This window comes from Nocardia sp. NPDC004860 (genome assembly GCF_040609015.1).
Lineage (GTDB): Bacteria > Actinomycetota > Actinomycetes > Mycobacteriales > Mycobacteriaceae > Nocardia.
In genome coordinates this window covers 104266-121125 of record NZ_JBEXJI010000026.1, presented here as the reverse complement: position 1 = coordinate 121125, position 16860 = coordinate 104266, and the positions used below count along the sequence as shown (strand labels likewise).

17 protein-coding genes are annotated in these 16860 nt (G+C 66.5%); 10 read left to right on the top strand and 7 right to left on the bottom strand.

Annotation, left to right across the window (positions count from 1 at the left end; all coding sequences use genetic code 11):
- On the bottom strand, window positions 1-407 hold a 407-nt coding region (locus ABZV44_RS34715; RefSeq protein ID WP_354845919.1), incomplete at its 3' end, for a PAS domain-containing protein.
- Window positions 408-985: 578 nt separating this feature from the next.
- Here ABZV44_RS34715 and ABZV44_RS34710 point away from each other — a divergent pair.
- Window positions 986-1948: an ATP-dependent DNA ligase gene (locus ABZV44_RS34710; protein ID WP_354845916.1), complete on the top strand. Its 963-nt coding sequence runs from the start codon at window positions 986-988 to the stop codon at window positions 1946-1948.
- 728 nt (window positions 1949-2676) lie between these two features.
- Here the strand turns inward: ABZV44_RS34710 and ABZV44_RS34705 are convergent.
- The 5 genes from ABZV44_RS34705 to ABZV44_RS34685 all read right to left on the bottom strand — a co-directional run bounded on the left by ABZV44_RS34705 (window position 2677) and on the right by ABZV44_RS34685 (window position 6634).
- A complete protein-coding gene (locus tag ABZV44_RS34705; protein ID WP_354845914.1) occupies window positions 2677-3666 on the bottom strand; it encodes a DUF1206 domain-containing protein in 990 nt (329 codons plus the stop codon).
- Between the two features lie 98 nt (window positions 3667-3764).
- Window positions 3765-4067 carry a hypothetical protein gene (locus tag ABZV44_RS34700; RefSeq protein ID WP_354845911.1) on the bottom strand — a complete coding sequence of 101 codons (303 nt, stop codon included), beginning with the start codon at window positions 4065-4067 and terminating at the stop codon, window positions 3765-3767.
- A gap of 320 nt (window positions 4068-4387) precedes the next feature.
- Window positions 4388-5179 (bottom strand): hypothetical protein, encoded by a 792-nt coding sequence (locus tag ABZV44_RS34695; protein ID WP_354845908.1) that lies wholly within the window; start codon window positions 5177-5179, stop codon window positions 4388-4390.
- Window positions 5180-5222: 43 nt separating this feature from the next.
- Entirely contained in the window at window positions 5223-5891 is a 669-nt protein-coding gene (locus ABZV44_RS34690) for a CoA transferase subunit B (RefSeq protein ID WP_354845905.1), read from the bottom strand.
- Entirely contained in the window at window positions 5888-6634 is a 747-nt protein-coding gene (locus tag ABZV44_RS34685; protein ID WP_354845933.1) for a CoA transferase subunit A, read from the bottom strand. The genes ABZV44_RS34690 and ABZV44_RS34685 overlap by 4 nt, the downstream gene beginning before the upstream one ends.
- Before the next feature lie 176 nt (window positions 6635-6810).
- Here ABZV44_RS34685 and ABZV44_RS34680 point away from each other — a divergent pair, with 176 nt between their 5' ends.
- Window positions 6811-7590 carry an IclR family transcriptional regulator gene (locus tag ABZV44_RS34680; RefSeq protein WP_354845931.1) on the top strand — a complete coding sequence of 260 codons (780 nt, stop codon included), beginning with the start codon at window positions 6811-6813 and terminating at the stop codon, window positions 7588-7590.
- A 17-nt stretch (window positions 7591-7607) separates the two neighbouring features.
- Window positions 7608-8819, top strand: coding sequence for an acetyl-CoA C-acetyltransferase (locus ABZV44_RS34675; protein ID WP_354845902.1), 1212 nt, complete (start codon window positions 7608-7610; stop codon window positions 8817-8819).
- Window positions 8820-8834: 15 nt separating this feature from the next.
- Here the strand turns inward: ABZV44_RS34675 and ABZV44_RS34670 are convergent, their stop codons facing one another.
- Window positions 8835-9620: a cupin domain-containing protein gene (locus ABZV44_RS34670; RefSeq protein ID WP_354845900.1), complete on the bottom strand. Its 786-nt coding sequence runs from the start codon at window positions 9618-9620 to the stop codon at window positions 8835-8837.
- Between the two features lie 299 nt (window positions 9621-9919).
- On the opposite strand from ABZV44_RS34670, the gene ABZV44_RS34665 reads away from it, so the two are divergent.
- The 7 genes from ABZV44_RS34665 (at window position 9920) to ABZV44_RS34635 (ending at window position 16691) form a co-directional block, all read left to right on the top strand.
- Entirely contained in the window at window positions 9920-10810 is an 891-nt protein-coding gene (locus tag ABZV44_RS34665) for an NAD(P)-dependent oxidoreductase (protein WP_354845897.1), read from the top strand.
- On the top strand, window positions 10807-11208 hold the full coding sequence (locus ABZV44_RS34660; protein ID WP_354845894.1) for a nuclear transport factor 2 family protein: 402 nt from the start codon (window positions 10807-10809) through the stop codon (window positions 11206-11208). The genes ABZV44_RS34665 and ABZV44_RS34660 overlap by 4 nt, the downstream gene beginning before the upstream one ends.
- Window positions 11208-12275: a maleylacetate reductase gene (locus ABZV44_RS34655; protein ID WP_354845891.1), complete on the top strand. Its 1068-nt coding sequence runs from the start codon at window positions 11208-11210 to the stop codon at window positions 12273-12275. The genes ABZV44_RS34660 and ABZV44_RS34655 overlap by 1 nt, the downstream gene beginning before the upstream one ends.
- Window positions 12275-13162: an intradiol ring-cleavage dioxygenase gene (locus ABZV44_RS34650; protein WP_354845889.1), complete on the top strand. Its 888-nt coding sequence runs from the start codon at window positions 12275-12277 to the stop codon at window positions 13160-13162. Before ABZV44_RS34655 ends, ABZV44_RS34650 begins: the two co-directional genes overlap by 1 nt.
- A gap of 118 nt (window positions 13163-13280) precedes the next feature.
- Window positions 13281-14504: an MFS transporter gene (locus tag ABZV44_RS34645; RefSeq protein ID WP_354845886.1), complete on the top strand. Its 1224-nt coding sequence runs from the start codon at window positions 13281-13283 to the stop codon at window positions 14502-14504.
- A gap of 31 nt (window positions 14505-14535) precedes the next feature.
- On the top strand, window positions 14536-15606 hold the full coding sequence (locus ABZV44_RS34640; RefSeq protein ID WP_354845883.1) for an alcohol dehydrogenase catalytic domain-containing protein: 1071 nt from the start codon (window positions 14536-14538) through the stop codon (window positions 15604-15606).
- Window positions 15606-16691 carry an MCE family protein gene (locus ABZV44_RS34635; RefSeq protein ID WP_354845881.1) on the top strand — a complete coding sequence of 362 codons (1086 nt, stop codon included), beginning with the start codon at window positions 15606-15608 and terminating at the stop codon, window positions 16689-16691. Before ABZV44_RS34640 ends, ABZV44_RS34635 begins: the two co-directional genes overlap by 1 nt.
- Window positions 16692-16860: the final 169 nt, after the last annotated feature.

The following is a 16860-nucleotide window of genomic DNA, read 5'->3' as shown; positions in this document are numbered from 1 at the left end:
TGTTCGGCGCGGATGAGGGTGCCGGCGAGGTCGATGTAGAAGCCGGCGGTGCCGACGGTGCGGCCTTGGTCGAGGATGCGGTCGGCGACGACCATCACCTGGTGCTCGACGCCGTGGGTGTCGATGAAGCGGTGGCGGCTGGAGAAGGGTTCGCCCTGTTCGACCGAGCGGGTGATCGTCTCGGCGACTTTGTCGCGGTCGTCGGGATGTTTGTGTGCCAGTAGCAGTTCGGTGGTCGGTTCGATCTCGCCGGGGGTGTAGCCGTGCATGCGGTAGAGCTCGGGTGACCATTCCCAGCGGCGGGTGGCGAACCAGAACCGGAAGCTGCCCGTCCGCGGCCCTGGGTATGTCCCTGCTGCCCATACCAGTGATTCCGCGGGCAGTTCGGCAGGAGAAGAAGAACCCATGACCGGATTATCGCGCCGGGATGCCGGTGCGCTCCACCGGGAATCGGCTCGGATGTAGCCTGCCGTTGACCTTGAATGCCTACGCTGGTGCAGGTCGGCCCCCTCTGCGGTGGCGTAGACCCCTCGGCATTGCCCTGGGCGTTCGTGGCGTTGCTCGCGTGCGGTCGACCTCGGCGTACACCGCCGCCGCGAGTTGAGAATCCAGCCCGCCCGGTGCGACCGGGCGCCGGGCAGGGATTCGGAGGTGTGCCATGACAGCAGCCCCACGCGAACCACGCGGTGACAGGCCCGTTCGCCGGCCGGGAAAACGGGCTACGACGGCACCCGCCATCACCCGCGATTCCGACGACGACATGCCGGTGGTGCACTGGCCCGAGCCGAGTCGGCTCGAATCGTGGTGGCACGCCGTGATGCATACCGCCGCCGAGCCACCCACACCCACATGAGAACTGGCTCGACCGGCGTGCATGGTTCCCGGCACGGACCGTACGACGAATTCCACCAGGGCTACCGGACGGGATTCCGAACCATCACGATGATGCGACCGTTCGGTATCTTTTGCGGGTAGCGTTCGGTATATGGTGCGCCATCCGGCGCCGATGCTCGCCACGCCCGGGCCCGCTCCCGCCGACGACGACACCCGGTACGCCTACGAATGGACCTACGACGGAATCCGCTGCCTGGCATGGATTTCCGACGGCGTGTGCCACCTGGTCAGCCGCAACGGCAACTCCCTCAACGCGGCCTTCCCCGAGATCTCCCACGCCCTGCTGTCGCTGGCCGCGGGCCGAGAGCTGACCCTCGACGGAGAGCTCGTGGCCCCCGACCGCGACGGGGTGCCGCGGTTCCCCCGTATCGGGCACCGCCTGGGCGTGACGCGACCGAGTCCAGCACTGATCCGGGCGGTACCGGCGTGCCTGTACGTGTTCGATCTGCTCGGTTTCGGCGGCCGGGACCTGCGCACGCTGACCTACCTGCAACGCCGTGAGCACCTCGAACGGCTGGGCCTGCCGCACGGCCATGTCCTGCTCGCGCCGTCCTACCGTGACATCCCGGTCTCGCGGATGCTCGAGGTCGCCGCCGAGCACGACATCGAGGGCGTCATCGGCAAGCGCGTGGACAGCACCTACCGGCCCGGGCGCTCGCAGGCGTGGCGCAAGCTCCCGCTGCGCCGGTGCACCGAGGTGGTGGTGGTCGGCTGGCTGGCCGGCCACACCAGCAGCGAGGTGTTCGGGTCCCTGCTCGTCGCCGCCCACGACGAGCGCGGACAGCTGATGCTGCTCGGGGCAGTCGGGACCGGGTTCAGCGACACCACCCGCCGCTTGCTGCAGCGCGAGCTGCTGGCCTTGGCCGTTCCCGCGCCGCCGGTCACCGGGGAGATTCCGTCGTCGATCGCGGCCACCGCGCACTGGGTCACCCCGCATCTGGTCGGCGATGTCGCCTACCGCGAACGCACCGCCACCGGCCTGCGCCACCCGTCCTGGCGCGGACTCCGATTCGATCGCTCACCCGCGGAAATCTCGGTGCCCGAGCACAATTGACCTTCCGCCGCGTTGGCCATCGTTCTCCGAACAATGCGATCCCTGCACGGCACCCGTTGGGAGGCAAGCCAGTAGAGAGCCACACCAAATCAGACGGCGGGCAGCCGAATATTGGGAGCATCCCACCGGGCACCTGGATCAAATCCTGGCCGGGATCCGATCCTGACACCAGTCTTAACTAGACGATTACGTTGTGTTCGGCCATGATCGATGCTGTGGTAAGGGCTGCAAGGTTATGCGAGGAATGCCGACAAACCGTTCCGCGCACAAACTCCGTACTCATTGCCAAACGAACACGTCCGTGCCTTTCAAATTCAGGACCTGAGAGGATAGCTAGAACTCCGCAATAGCATCCGAAAGCAGATCCGTTACCAATTCCGGCGTAAGAGGATTTCCCGGAAAAGCTGTTCTGACCTGATGTCGAGTGCTTGGCTGGTACCAGCGAAGGCTGCCGGCGCAGCCCTTTTCTTCTGGGGCGAATCCAGAGGCAGGCGCGCAGCCGGGTGCGACGTATGAGGCTTCGGTCCGCCTGTCATAGAGGCTTCGCGCAGCTCTAAGGCTCTTGAGTCTGATTCGGCTCAGTGTCCGGAAGACGGTGCGGAACCTTTTCCATCGGAAGGTGGCTAGCCATGTCCACTGGTTGGGGCTCAGGTCGGGCTCATTGAGAGCACTGATCGCCAATAGCCGGTGCTGCAATTCTGGGTCGCGAATCCTCGGCTGGTATCCGGCTACATCTTGGTATACCGGGCCATAGCGAAGCTGTAGAGGCCGTAGGTGACGATGCCCAGGGCCGACACGATCAGGAGGGCCGTTCCGTAGGGTTGAGCTCCCACGGTTCTGAAGGCGCTGTCGAGTCCGGCGGCTTTGTCCGGCTCGGATCGACTCACGGCGAGAATCACCAGCAACCCGACCGCGGCGATGGCCAGCCCTTTGGCGATGTATCCGACCGTGCCCAACCTTCGTACGAGGTTGCTGGTAACGCCCTCGAGATCCTCGAGGAAGTTCTGGGTCACTCCTTTGTAGACGTGATAGCCGCCGATCGCGATGATGATCAGCCCGCCCGCGATGAGGGCGATCGTGCCGACGGTGGTTTGCATCATGCGGGCGGTGATCCCCGTGCTCTGGCCGCTGCTGGACTTGCCGCTGCCGCGGGCGAATCCGAACGCGGAGAGGGCGAAGGCGAAATAGACTACCGCCAGCCCAGCCGCCTTGACGCGATCGATCGCTTCGGATTTCCTACTGTCGGCGGCGGGTTCGGACGAGCTGCCGAGTGCCGCTTCGGCGAGCCGCCACAGCGCCATCAGCCCGAATGCGACGACGCACGCCCACAGGGCGATGACGCCGCCCGGCTTGGCGGCCAGTTCCGCCATGGCTCCGGATTGGTCGGCGGTGCCGGCTGCGCCGCCGAGGGCGATTCGGATGGCGATGTAGCCGATGATCACGTGCACGATGCCGCTTACGACGAAGCCCGCGCGGGCTGATCGTTCGAAGAAACTGTTCTGGGCCACCCGGCCCGCGACCGAGGACGAGTTGTCGAACGACGCCGACGACGATCCGCCGGTAGACGAGGATGGGTTGTTGTCGGGCAATGGTCTCGCCTCCATTAGTGGTGGTGCGAGCTCCGCTGAAGGTGCGACGAGCGGCGTGTCTAGGAGCGCGGTCCCGAGGCCGACCGTGCGGCCGTGGACGTCTCCGGGAACCCACCCGATATCGGTCACAGGCGGTCCGTTGTGTGGTTTCGCCGCGCTGTCAGCGTAGCTCCGTCCTCCCCGCTGGTGATAGATGCGGGGCCGGATCAGCTTGGGCGTCCGATCGCTCATTTTCCCAGTTCAGGGATGGTCGAGCGATGTTGGATGGGGAGAGCGCGAGGAGTCGAAAGATGAGCACCACCATCGTGACTGTGATCATCATCGTCCCGGTTGTGGTCGTCGGGCAGTTCGGGAAAATACGCGCTCGCCACGGGCCTGTCGGTGTGGAAGCGGGGGGCCCGTTCCACGCAGCGTGCGGCTTGCTCGGCCTGATGGACCCGCTCGAGGATCCGCTCCTCATCGCCGTAACCGTCGTCGAGGGGGATAGCGCAGCTGAAAGTAGAACCGACCGATCTCAGGGTTGCGGTCATAGATCCAGTGGATCCATGCCGGGACCGCCGGCGCGGTCAGGGCCCGTTCGGTGAACCCGCTGCACGTGGCCGAACAGCTTCGGTCGCGCGCCGAAGCGGGAGCTTCCGCCATGCGTCGGAAAATCAACGGGCAGAGCGCCGTACGGGCCGCCGGGCAATGCAGGCTCATGCCGAATTTCGGACGGTCGGCCTACTACTGGACAGAGTTCGTTCCAGTGGCCCATCGCCCGGATTGTCCGTGTACGGTCAGTTTGCCAATCGATCCTTGGGGAGATCTTCCGTAGATGGTTGATGGTTATCAGGGTGCGTCAAGGACCTCGTCAGGAGAGCGCGGCGGTGGGTGCGGCGGCGATGAGCCAGTTGCTGAATTCCGTTGCCAGATGCCATTGGTGCTGGTGGATGAGTCGACCGGGCACCGAAGCCGGGAACTGGACGGTGAGCAGGGCCTCGCAGGTGCCGTCGTTGTCACGGAATTGGTGACGGACGCCGCCGATGACCAGGCCGTCGTCGAGCACGGCGTGGCCGGCGATCTGGATGGGGTAGCGGGGATCGATCGGGATGGTGAGGGTGTCGGAGACGGTGTAGTCGACAAGGAAGCGCGCGGCTGCCGGTGAACCTCCGGTGGTTTCGACGACTTCCTGACGCCCGTCTGGCAATCCGCGCAGCAGGTAGTGGTCCGGGCAGGCGTCGACCATGGCGGTTTCGTCGTTGGCGATGGTCAGATTGTCGAACCAGGCGGCGAATCGTTCGGCCGAGTAGCCGGGAACCTCGAGGCGGGTGATGGCGTGTTTGGCCCGGCCTCGACTCATGGCGACACCGGCGCGGGCGATCCGGTCGGAGAGGTCGAGTTCGCGTTTGAGCATCGCGAGGATCCCGGCGTGACCGAGCCCGGTCTTGATGGCGGTCAAGGTGGTTCGCTGCGCGTCGAGCGGTGCGGCCAGGATCTGCTCCACGGCGGGATCGGGGGTGAGTTCGGCCAGGGCACGCGGTCCCAACCGGCTGACGAGCTTGCCGAGTACGGCTCGGTTCCGGCGTGACTCCCAGGCTCGCACCCGGTCGCGTGAGACCGGTTTGTCGCCGACGATCGCACGAACTTCGATGGCCTCGATCATGGCTCGTTCCTTTCTGATGATTCCGCAAGAGCGGCATGCTGAGCTATCGGGATGAGATCGGTTGCAGCGCAGCGAGATCGGGAGAGACCGCGTAATCTGCCCCGGTGGCCGCGCGAACCTCGGATTCGCTGATGCCCGGCGCGATTTCGACCAGCACGAGCCCTTCGGGCCGGACGTCCAGCACGGCCATGTCGGTGATGATCCGGTGGACGCACCGGGCCCCGGTCAACGGCAGTGTGCAGGTCTCGACGATTTTCGGTTCGCCACTGCGTGATTGGTGTTCCATCATCACGATGACCCGCCGCGCGCCGTGGACCAGGTCCATCGCACCACCCATGCCCTTGACCATCTTGCCGGGAATCATCCAGTTGGCCAGGTCGCCGCGCGCGCTGACCTGCATCGCGCCGAGCACGGCCACGTCCAGGCAGCCACCGCGGATCATCGCGAAGGACTGTGCGGAGTCGAAATACGAGGCGCCGGGCAGCACCGTGATCGTCTCCTTGCCGGCGTTGATGAGTTCGGGATCGACCTCATCCTCGTCCGGATAGGGGCCGACGCCGAGCACGCCGTTCTCCGAGTGCAGAACCACCGAGACATCGTCGGGCAGGTGGTTGGGGACCAATGTCGGCATGCCGATGCCGAGGTTCACGTACTGCCCGTCACGCAACTCCGCGGCCACTCGCGCCGCCAGTTGCTGCCGTGTCCGCTTCATGCGCGCACCGTCCTGTTCTCGATGCCGACCTCGACCTGGCCGACGTGGACTACCCGCTGGACGTGGATGCCGGGCGTATGCACCTCGTCCGGGTCCAATTCGCCTGGTTCGACCAGGGTTTCGACCTGAGCGATGGTGATGCGGCCCGCGGTGGCGGCCGGCGGATTGAAGTTGCGTGCGCTGCGCCGGTAGACGAGGTTGCCGTGGCGGTCGCCTTTCCAGGCGTGTACCAGCGCGAAGTCGGTCACGATCGCGTGTTCGAGCACGTAGGGAACGCCGTCGAAGACCCGGGTCTCCTTCGGCGGGCTGGCCAGCGCGACCCCGCCGGTGCCGTCGTAGCGCAGGGGCAGCCCGCCTTCGGCTACCTGCGTCCCTACCCCGGCGGGGGTGTAGAAGGCCGGAATACCGGCGCCGCCGGCGCGCATCCGCTCGGCCAGCGTTCCTTGGGGGGTCAGCTCCACTTCCAGCTCCCCGGAGAGGAATTGGCGCGCGAACTCGGCGTTCGCGCCGACATACGAACTCGTCGTGCGGCGAATCCTGCGTGCTTCCAGCAGTACACCCAGGCCCACGCCGGCGGTCCCGCAGTTGTTGCTGACGACCTCCAGATCGGTGGCGCCGTGGGCGAGCACCGCGTCGATCAACACCTGCGGTACGCCGACCAGCCCGAAGCCCCCGACCGCCAGCGATGCGCCGTCATGAATATCGGCGACCGCGTCGGCTGCCGAGGCGAAGACTTTGTCCATCACGCCAGCGATCATAGACACATGTTCGCAATACGCACTAGTGTGCGTATTGCGAACATCTTGGTATGGTGGCCGCGATGACCCCAGGACGTAGCCTCAGCCCTGTACTCGATGACATGACGTTCACCGACCGTGAGCGCCGTCGAGTTCCTGTGCGAGAAGGAGCTACCGCAGCGATGACAGAACCTTCATCGGATTACGTGCAGTCGCTCGGGCGCGGTTTGGCGGTCATCCGCGCGTTCGACGCGGGTCATCCTCGGCGCACGCTGAGCGAAGTGGCCAAGGAAACCGACCTCACGCGCGCGACGGCGCGGCGCTTTCTGCTCACCTTGGTCGAGCTCGGTTACATGCGTACCGACGGCACGCTGTTCTGGCTCACCCCGCGCGTGCTCGAGCTCGGCTACAGCTTCCTGTCGAGTCTCACGCTGCCCGATGTCGCGGGCCCGCATCTGGAAACGCTGGCCGAGCGGGTTCGGGAGTCGACCTCGGTGTCGATTCTCGACGGCAGCGACATCGTGTACGTCGCGCGAGTGCCGGTGAGCCGCATCATGACCGTGTCGATCAATATCGGTACCCGGTTCCCCGCGTTCGCGACTTCGATGGGGCGCGTGCTGCTGGCCGATCTCGACACCGACGCGCTCGAGCGATATCTCGCCGAGGCCGAGCTGAGCGCATTCACCGACAACACGATCACGACGCCGCCCGAACTGCGCGACGAACTCGACCGCGTCCGTGCCGACGGCTACTGCGTCGTCGATCAGGAGCTCGAGCAAGGTCTCCGCTCCTTGGCTGCGCCGATTCGCGATAGTACGGGCAAAGCCGTTGCCGCGGTGAATATCTCGACCCAGGCAGCCCGCTACTCGCCGGATGAGATTCATGACCGGTTGATCCCCGCCCTGCTCGAGACCAGTGCTGCGATCGAGCTCGACCTCAATCAAATCCGAACCAACACCTGACACCTCGAGGACCCCCTATGCCGGACGCTGTTATCTGCGAACCTCTTCGCACGCCCGTCGGCCGCTACGGCGGCATGTTCAAAGACATCCCCGCGCAGGATCTGGCCGCGACGGTGATCACCGAACTGATCACCCGCGTCGGAATCGACAGCGGCGCAATCGATGACATCATCCTCGGGCAGGCCTCGCCGAACGGCGACGCTCCCGCGATCGGCCGCATCGCCGCCCTGGACGCGGGCCTCGATGTCTCCGTTCCCGGCACTCAGGTGGACAGGCGCTGCGGCTCGGGACTGCAAGCCGTCCTGCAAGCGTGCATGCAGGTCCAGACCGGCGGCAGCGACTTGGTGCTGGCCGGCGGCGTGGAATCGATGAGCCGCACCGAGTTCTACGCCACCGACCTGCGCTGGGGTGTGCGTGGCGAGGCCGTGGGGCTGCACGATCGGCTGGCGCGGGCGCGGGTCACCGCCGGTGGCAAGAACTTCCGCATCGACGGCGGCATGATCGAGACCGCGGAGAACCTGCGCGCGGAGTTCGGCATCAGCCGGGCCGATCAGGATGCTCTCGCCGTGCGGTCACATCAGCGAGCAGTGGCCGCACAAGCGGCCGGCCGTTTCGACGCCGAGATCGTGCCCGTCGCCGTCCCCCGGCGCGGGCGGACCGCCGAGTCCGTCCATGCCGATGAGCACCCGCGTGCCGACACCGATCTCGGGTCCTTGTCCCGGTTGCGTCCGATCCGCATCGAGGCCGACCCGGAGGCCACGGTGACCGCCGGGAACGCCAGCGGCCAGAACGACGGGGCGGCGGCCCTGTGCCTCGTGACCACTCCGCAGCGGGCCCGGGAGCTGGGGTTACACCCCCTGGCGCGGCTCGTCTCGTGGGCGGTCGCCGGCGTGCCACCTCGCACGATGGGAATCGGACCGGTGCCGGCCACCGAAAAAGCCCTGGCGCGTGCGGATCTCACCCTTGACGACATGGACGTGATAGAGCTCAACGAGGCCTTCGCGGCACAGACGTTGGCCGTGCTGCGCACATGGAAGCTCGAACCCGACGATCCGCGGGTGAACCCGAACGGCTCCGGGATCTCCCTGGGCCACCCGGTCGGAGCCACTGGCGCACGCATCCTCGCCACCTTGCTGCACGAGCTGAGCCGCAGGCAGGGTCGCTACGGGTTGGAAACCATGTGCATCGGAGGCGGGCAAGGTTTGGCGGCGGTGTTCGAGCGGCTGTGAGCCCGACCGTCGCGCTCAGCCGCGCGGGGAGTCCTGCGCCTCCTGGCTTTCGTCCTCGTCGGGGCCCGCATGCCCGGGCCGGGCGGCGGCCAGCAGATTCAGCACGTCAATGGCGTTCTCCAGGTGCGGTGATGCCCCGGTGGCCGCGACGCCGAGTTGTGCGGCGACCCAGTCACGTATGCGGTCCTGTTCTCGGCGACCGGAGACGAACCACAGTCCGCGTGCGGGCTCCGCACCCTGGTTGACGTACATGTGCGGCCGGGTGGAGTCGAAGCACAGCGAGTCCCCGGCGCCGATGGTGTACCGGTCGAAGTCGAGCAGCAGCGTCAGCTCGCCGGAGAAGAGGTACGCGTATTCGGTGCCCTGGTGGCGCATCAGCGTCCGGTCGACCGAGCTGGCGGCGCCCGGATCGTAGGTCACCAGCAGGACATCGACGTCGGCGTGCGGATCGACCGCCAGTCGTTCCCATCGAACCCCGTTCGCCATTTCCAGAACGGGGTTGTCCGCTCCCCGCTGCACGACGCCGGGAGGCTGGCTCGCGACATCGCGCTGCGGCGATGGGGTTGAGCTCGGTGACGCGGCGGGCGTGGAGCGTCCACGGTCGATGCCCAGCAGTTCGTCGAGCGAGGCGTCGAGTTGGGTGACCAGTGCGTACAGCGCGCTGACCGACGGCTGCGATTTGCCGGTCTCGATCTGTGACAGCTGGCTCGCCGATATGCCCGCGGCGACCGCGAGCGCGCGCAGGCTCAGCCCGCGATCCAGACGCGCCTGCCGCAGTGCTGGCCCGACCTTGTCGTGCATCTGCGCACCCCTGTTCTCGTATCCATCTGCCTTCACTCTCATTGAACACTACTGCCGCGGTCGTGCTGCTCACCTCGCAGGCCATCCAGCTGCTAGATGCATCGAAAATAGCCTCCTGCTATTCAAGTGGATGTTCAGTGTCTGTTGACACTCCTCTTTTAATGTTCCATGATACTGAACAGCTCCTGTGGCTTCTGTTCACACCGTTTCCGTCATCGACGACGAAGGAATCCTGTGTCTTCCACAATCTCCGTGCTCGGCGTACCGCACTCCCTACAGGTGGGGATGGGGGGCTCGTCGTGCTGATCGGATTCGCCGGCCTGGGACGGATGGGGCTTCCCATGGCCACCCATCTGGCGCGCGCCGGGCACACTGTCCTGGCCTACGACCCCGCAGTCGAGCGGGTACCGGCGGAGCTCACCCTCGCCGGCGCTCCCGGTGAACTGGCCGCCGCGCCGCTGACCATCAGCATGCTGCCCGACGGACCATCCACTCGAGCATTGGTCGCCGGTGATCTGTGGGCCGTCGCCCCCGGACACGTCCACATCGTGATGGGCACCGTCGGCCCCGACGTAATCGCCGAGCTGAGTCACGAGCAGCACCTGGCGGTCATCGACGCGCCAGTCTCGGGAAGTGTTTCGATGGCCGAAACCGCGTCCATCACAACGATGGTCGGGGCGACCCGCGACCAGTTCGAGACGGTCCGCCCGTTGCTGGCCGCGATGACCGCCGCTCAGTTCCACACCGGCCCGGCCGGTTCGGGCTCCGCCGCCAAACTCGCGGTCAACGCCGTCCTCGCCGGGCTGAGTCAGGCTGTGGCGGAAGGGATTCTGCTCGCCGAAGCGGGCGGCCTCGACTCCGCCGCGTTCTACGACATCCTGCGACACAGTGCCGCCGGCGCACCGTATGTCGGCTACAAGGAGCAGGCCTATCTCGCGCCGGATTCCACCGCTGTCGCGGCTCCGGTGTCGTTGATCCGGAAGGATCTCGGCCTGGCTCTGGGTCTGGCGCACCGCCACCGGCTGACCCTTCCCGGATCGGAAGCCGCGTTCGAGGTGCTCGAGGACGCCATGGCCACGGGCCTGGCACACGCGGACATGGCGCAAGTCCTCACCGTGCTCCGGCAGCGCAACGCCGCGCGACGTCACGAAACCCCTTCCACCACACAACAGACGGGAGCACGCCGATGACCGGCGACACCATCACCACGGCAGAGGTCGAATCGCTGATTCGGCGACTCGAGGACAAACGCTATGCCGCCGTACTCGACGGCGATGTCGAGGCCTTCATCGCTCTGGCCCATCCGGACCTCGTCTACACCCATTCCAACGCCGAGGTCGACAGCCTCGAGAGCTACGTCGAGAAACTGCGCGCGGGGTTCTACCGCTATCACCGCATCGACCACCCCGTGACCCGGATCATCGTCACCGACGAGGTCGCGGTCGTCGTCGGTGAGATGCACGCCGATATCACCGCCGCCGGGACACGAAAGACCTTGGCCAACAGGGCACTTGCGTTGTGGGTGCGCGCACGGGACCGCTGGCTGCTGCTGGCCTACCAGCCGACCGTCCTGCCCGAGGCGAGCTGATGACGGCTTTCAGCTACGACGCCCTGCCGGGGCGCGTCGTCTTCGGATCCGGTACCGCGCACACCGCGCTGGCCGGGGAGGTCGACCGCTTCGCCGCGTCCCGCATTCTGCTCGTATCCGCGCAGTCCGAGCTGGACATCGCCGCGAATCTCTGTGCGCCCTTCATCGATCGCGTCGTCGCGACCTTCTCCGGCGTCCGCCCGCACGTCCCGGTGGAGGTCGCCGAGCAGGCTCGCGCCGCGGCGGTCGGAGCCGACCTGGTGCTGTCGGTGGGAGGCGGATCCACCACGGGCACCGCCAAAGCCATCGCGCTGACCACCGGCCTGCCGATCATCGCCGTCCCGACGACCTACGCGGGATCGGAAGTGACGCCGGTATGGGGCATGACCGACGAGGGCCGCAAGACCACCGGCACCGATCCCCGGGTCCTGCCCCGGACGGTGATCTACGACCCTCAGCTGAGCGCGTCTCTGCCGGTGGATCTTTCGGTTGCCAGCGGCCTCAACGCGATGGCCCACTGCGTGGAGGCGTTCTGGGCGCCGCGCCGCAACCCGATCTCGAGCTCGATCGCCGAGGACGGTATCCGCCACCTCACCACCGGTCTGGAGACCGTCGCCGCGACGCCACAGGGCACCGCCACCCGCACCGAGCTGCTGCTGGGCGCCTATCTCGCGGGGTCGGCGTTCGCCGTGGCCGGTTCCGGGCTGCACCACAAGATCTGCCACGTTCTGGGTGGCGCGTTCGACCTGCCCCACGCGCAGACCCACGCCATCGTGCTGCCCCATGTGCTGGCCTACAACGCTCCTAACGCTCCGGAGGCCGTCGACCGGATCGGCCGGGCGCTTGGACGGCCCGACCTGCCCGACGGCCTTCGGGAATTCGGCGAAAAGCTCGGAGTCCCTTCCGGATTGCGTGCACTCGGCATGCTCGAGACCGATATCGACACCGTCGTCGATGACATCCAGGCGATCGCGCCGGCGGACAACCCCACCCCGGTCACCGCGGCCGGTATCCGTGCGATCCTGTCGGCGGCCTGGGCCGGAACCGACCTCGAAACGGGCCGGTGATGACCCTCGACAACCACGCTCTCGCACCCGGCCGGGAACAAGCCGTCACCGAGGAAGTGCTGGCGAGCTTCGACGCGACGCCCGATCCTCGGCTGCGTGAGGTGATGCAGAGTCTGGTGCGGCATCTGCACAGCTTCGCGCGCGAAGTCCGCCTCAGCGAACGTGAATGGGACGCCGCGATCGAATTCCTCACCCGGGCGGGGCATATCACCGATGAGCACCGCCAGGAGTTCATCCTGCTCTCCGATGTGCTCGGCTTGTCGATGCTGACGGTCGCCATCAACGAGTCCGCGGTGCTGGGGGCCACCGAATCCACGGTGTTCGGCCCCTTTTTCGTCGACGAAGCTCCGGAGGTCCCTCTCGGCGGCGACATCGCCCGCGGCGCGGCGGGCATCCCCTGCTATGTGTCCGGACAGGTGCGCTCGGTCACCGGCGCGCCGATCGAGGGCGCGAAAGTCGAGGTATGGGAAGCCGATGAGGACGGCTTCTACGATGTGCAATACCCCGATGGACGCTCGGCGGGCCGCGGCCGGCTCCGTTCCGGAGACGGCGGCGAATACCGCTTCTGGTCGGTGCTGCCCGCGCCGTACCCGATCCCGCACGACGGTCCCGTCGGCGACCTGCTGACGGCGACCGCGCGGGGCCCCATGCGGCCGGCACACCTGCATTTCATGGTCACCGCCCCCGGTTTCCGCACGCTCATCACTCATCTGTTCGTCGCGGGCGACCCGTACCTGGAGTGCGACGCGGTCTTCGGCGTCAAGCCGGGTCTCATCGTGGAGGCCGCCCACCACCTCGACGAGCCCGCCCCCGACGGCACCCATCCTCAGGGCGCGTGGACATCCATCGCCTTCGACCTGGTCCTCGCCACCGGCCACGCCCGGTAATTCCGCGCTGGGACTGCCTCGCCCGACGATGCGGCGCGAGGCGCTGCTCCGAATTTCGAAAAACACTGCTGCTGAACGGCATCGGCCGAGCAGTGGCGCGCACAATGGAGGTGCGACGATGCGACGGACTCGTTGGATCGTGCTCGGCGGGTGCTTCCTCGCCTATCTGTTCGACGCCCTGGAAATAGTTCTGCTGTCCATGGCGCTACCCACGATCCGCGAGGATCTGGGCCTGTCGATCACCCAGGGCGGACTACTCGCCACGGCCACACTGATCGGGATCGGGGTCAGCAGTGTCCTGGGCGGATACGTCGCCGACAACTTCGGGCGCAAGAAGGCCCTGCTCGCCGCACTGATCACCTTCGGCGCCTTCACCGCAGCGCTCGCCGTGGCACCGGGGTTCGAGACACTCCTACTGCTCCGGTTTCTGGCGGGCATCGGGCTGGGAGCCGTGTGGAGCGTGGTATCCGCCTATGTCGTCGAAACCTGGCCCGTGGAAAGCCGTGGCCGTGCGGCCGCGTTCGTGATCAGCGCCTTCCCCGCGGGCGGTGCGATCGCGGCCACCGTGTCCGGATGGTTCCTGCCGGACTGGCGAACGATGTTCCTGGTCGCCGGCGCCGCCGTCGTGGTCCCGGTCACCGTGGTGATCGCCTTCTTCCACGAATCGGATACCTGGGCAGCCCAAAGATCCTCCGACGCACCGGATGCCGTCTCGGTCCGGGACGTGCTCTCGGGATCGTTGCGACGTACCACGCTGCTCGGCACCCTCATGGCCGCCTTGGCCTTGACCGGCTACTGGGGCGCCACGACCTGGCTACCCACCTACCTCACCAGTGAACGGCATTTGCCGTCGAGCACCGTCGCGATCCTGGTGACGATCCTCAATGTCGGAATGTTCCTGGGATACAACGGCTTCGGGTTCCTCGCCGACCACATCGGCCGCCGCCGGACGATCATCATCACCCTCGTGGGGGTATCGGTCACCCTGCCGATCTACGCGGTCACCACCCAGCAGAGCGCCCTGCTGTGGGTCGGGCCCTTGTTCGGAGTGTTCACCGCCTTCTTCGGACTGTTCGGCTCCTACCTCGGCGAACTCTTCCCGACGAGATCCCGTGCCACCGGCGCCGGATTCTGTTTCAACGTCGGCCGCGGCGTCTCGGCGGCGGCTCCGTTCGCCCTGGCAGGTCTGGCCAAGTCCATCGGATTCAGCGGCGGGTTGATCGTGTGCGCGTGCTTCTTCGCCCTCGCCGCGCTGGTGACCACCGCGCTGCCCCGAGTCAACGAAAACCCGGGCCGCGCAACGTCGGCCGACCCGCACAGCGGCGCATCGGTCACCGCGTGAACCCCACCACCACATCTCGAAAGGACTGCCCGTGCTACCCAGGATGAAGGCCGCGGTCTACTACGGTGCGCGCGACATCAGGCTCGAAGAAGTCGCCGTCCCGACCCCCGGCACAGGTGAAACACTCGTCCGGGTATTGCGGTCGGGAATCTGCGGCACCGACGCCGCCGAATGGCTCAACGGTCCCAAGGTCTTTCCGGTCGAGCACCGACACCCGCACAGCCGGCATCTCGGGCCCATGATTCCTGGGCACGAGTTCGTCGGTGAGATCGTCACTGCCGACCCGGATTCCGATCTCGCCGAGGGCGATCTGGTCGCCAGCGGAGCCGGCGTGTGGTGCGGGAACTGCCGGCGTTGCCGCGAAGGCCGAACCAACCAATGCGTTCGATACAAGACGCTGGGCCTCAACCTCGACGGCGGCATGGCCGAATTCGTCTCGGTTCCCTCGATCACTCTGCGACCAATACCCGCCGGACTGCCGCTCGATCACGCGGGCCTGGCCCAACCGCTCGCGGTCGGCATCCACGCGGCCCGCCGAGCCGGGGCTCGAGACGGGGACAACGTCGTCGTCATCGGCGCCGGCGCGATCGGGTCGTTCGTTCTCGCCGGCCTGGACTACCTCGGCGACTTCGACATCACCGTCGTCGACTTCCCAGGCAGCCGACTCGACCGTGCGGCACGACTCGGCGCGGCCCGCTGTCTGTCCCCGTCACCGGCCCTCGCCGACGATGTCTGTGATGCTCTCGGCGGACGCAAACCCGACGTCGTCATCGAAGCCAGCGGGGCACCTACGCAACTGGCCCAAGCACTGGCGATGGTCACCGACGGCGGCCGGATTCAGGCCGTCGGAATTCCCAAGGACAACCCCGCACTCGACATTCACTCGATGGTCTTTCGCGAAATCACACTCGACACGACACTTGCTCACCTCTGCGACACCGACCTGCCCGCTGCGCTGGACATCCTCGCCGACACCCCGCTCGGGAACGAATTCGCCGAGACACCAGTAGGACTCGGCCATCTCGGCGCCTCGCTCGACCGCCTCGCAGGCGGTCAGGTGGAAGGAAAAATCCTCATCGATCCCAGCATGGCCAGCGACTGATGACAGACTTACTCCGCACCGGCATCATCGCCGCGATCGCTGCCGCCACACTGCTGTGCAGCGGATGCTCGGCGCTAGACGATCCGGTCCGTACTCCGAACCACATCACCGCCGACTTCCGCAACACCGCAGGCATCTTCGAAGGAAACTCCGTCACCGTCCTCGGGCTCGAGGTCGGGACCGTGGACAAGATCATCCCGCGTGGACCGTTCAACGAGGTCCACCTCACTGTCGACAGGTCGGTGCAGATCCCCGAAAACGTGGTGGCAGCGCTGGTCTCACCATCGATCATCACGGATCGGCACATCGAACTGACCCCCCGCTACAGCGGCGGTCCCACCCTGCCCGGCGAGGCGCACCTGACAACACAGCAGACCCGCACGCCGGTCGAACTCGACACCATGATCAAAACGATCGATCAGTTCGCCACCGCTCTCAAACCCGACACCGGTGACACCGTCGGCCCGCTCTCGGGAAGGGCACTTTACCCGATGCTCGCGGGACAGGGAGAGAAGCTCCGGGACACCCTCACTGCCTTGTCCGGGGCTCTGAAAATGGGAACCGACAACAAGGACGCAATCGCCGGCATCATCGTCAAGCTCAACGAGCTGACCACCATGCTCGCCGACAACGACCAGTCGGTGCGCCAGTTCAGCGACCACATGACACAACTATCGGCATTGCTGGCCGAGCAAGCGCCGGGGCTGCAGGCCACACTCGACCAACTCAACGGGATGCTGGCCAACACCGGCGGCGCGTTCAACCAGTACCGGGATCAGCTCGCAGACACCTTGACCGGACTGACCGCCGTTACGACCCAGCTACGAGCCAACGCCGCGGGCGTGGCCGAGACAGTCGATATCGTTCCTCTGCTCTTCCAGAACATCGACCGAGCGGTGAACCGAGACCAGCGCTTCGTCCGCGTCCACGCCATCGTTGGCACGGCACTCACCGGCGAGGTCGTCAGCCTCTTCTGCGAACGCGTCCAGATGCGATCCGACGGCTGCCGCACCGGCCGAATCGAAGACTTCGGCCCCGACTTCGGAATCACCGCAGCATTGCTGGGACTCACTCAACCCGGATAGCCGCCACGTAGTCCTTCCAGGTTGGAGTGCTTCCTTGCCAGCTGTGTCGCGGCAGTCAAGCAATGAGAGGCTACGACCTCCGAGCAACGGCTGGCGCTCGACCCCCAGGTGCTGGATTGGGTAGGGCTCGGCATCCGGTCGGCTTCGATGGCAGCGAAGGCACCCGGCT

Coding starts and splice junctions, on each gene's coding strand:
- ABZV44_RS34695 (WP_354845908.1), bottom strand. CDS start 5,179: ATGATCGAGGCCATCGAAGTTCGTGCGATCGTCGGCGACAAACCGGTC.
- ABZV44_RS34690 (WP_354845905.1), bottom strand. CDS start 5,891: ATGAAGCGGACACGGCAGCAACTGGCGGCGCGAGTGGCCGCGGAGTTG.
- ABZV44_RS34670 (WP_354845900.1), bottom strand. CDS start 9,620: ATGCACGACAAGGTCGGGCCAGCACTGCGGCAGGCGCGTCTGGATCGC.
- ABZV44_RS34650 (WP_354845889.1), top strand. CDS start 12,275: ATGACCCTCGACAACCACGCTCTCGCACCCGGCCGGGAACAAGCCGTC.
- ABZV44_RS34700 (WP_354845911.1), bottom strand. CDS start 4,067: ATGACCGCAACCCTGAGATCGGTCGGTTCTACTTTCAGCTGCGCTATC.
- ABZV44_RS34645 (WP_354845886.1), top strand. CDS start 13,281: ATGCGACGGACTCGTTGGATCGTGCTCGGCGGGTGCTTCCTCGCCTAT.
- ABZV44_RS34635 (WP_354845881.1), top strand. CDS start 15,606: ATGACAGACTTACTCCGCACCGGCATCATCGCCGCGATCGCTGCCGCC.
- ABZV44_RS34710 (WP_354845916.1), top strand. CDS start 986: ATGGTGCGCCATCCGGCGCCGATGCTCGCCACGCCCGGGCCCGCTCCC.
- ABZV44_RS34660 (WP_354845894.1), top strand. CDS start 10,807: ATGACCGGCGACACCATCACCACGGCAGAGGTCGAATCGCTGATTCGG.
- ABZV44_RS34675 (WP_354845902.1), top strand. CDS start 7,608: ATGCCGGACGCTGTTATCTGCGAACCTCTTCGCACGCCCGTCGGCCGC.
- ABZV44_RS34685 (WP_354845933.1), bottom strand. CDS start 6,634: ATGGACAAAGTCTTCGCCTCGGCAGCCGACGCGGTCGCCGATATTCAT.
- ABZV44_RS34655 (WP_354845891.1), top strand. CDS start 11,208: ATGACGGCTTTCAGCTACGACGCCCTGCCGGGGCGCGTCGTCTTCGGA.
- ABZV44_RS34680 (WP_354845931.1), top strand. CDS start 6,811: ATGACAGAACCTTCATCGGATTACGTGCAGTCGCTCGGGCGCGGTTTG.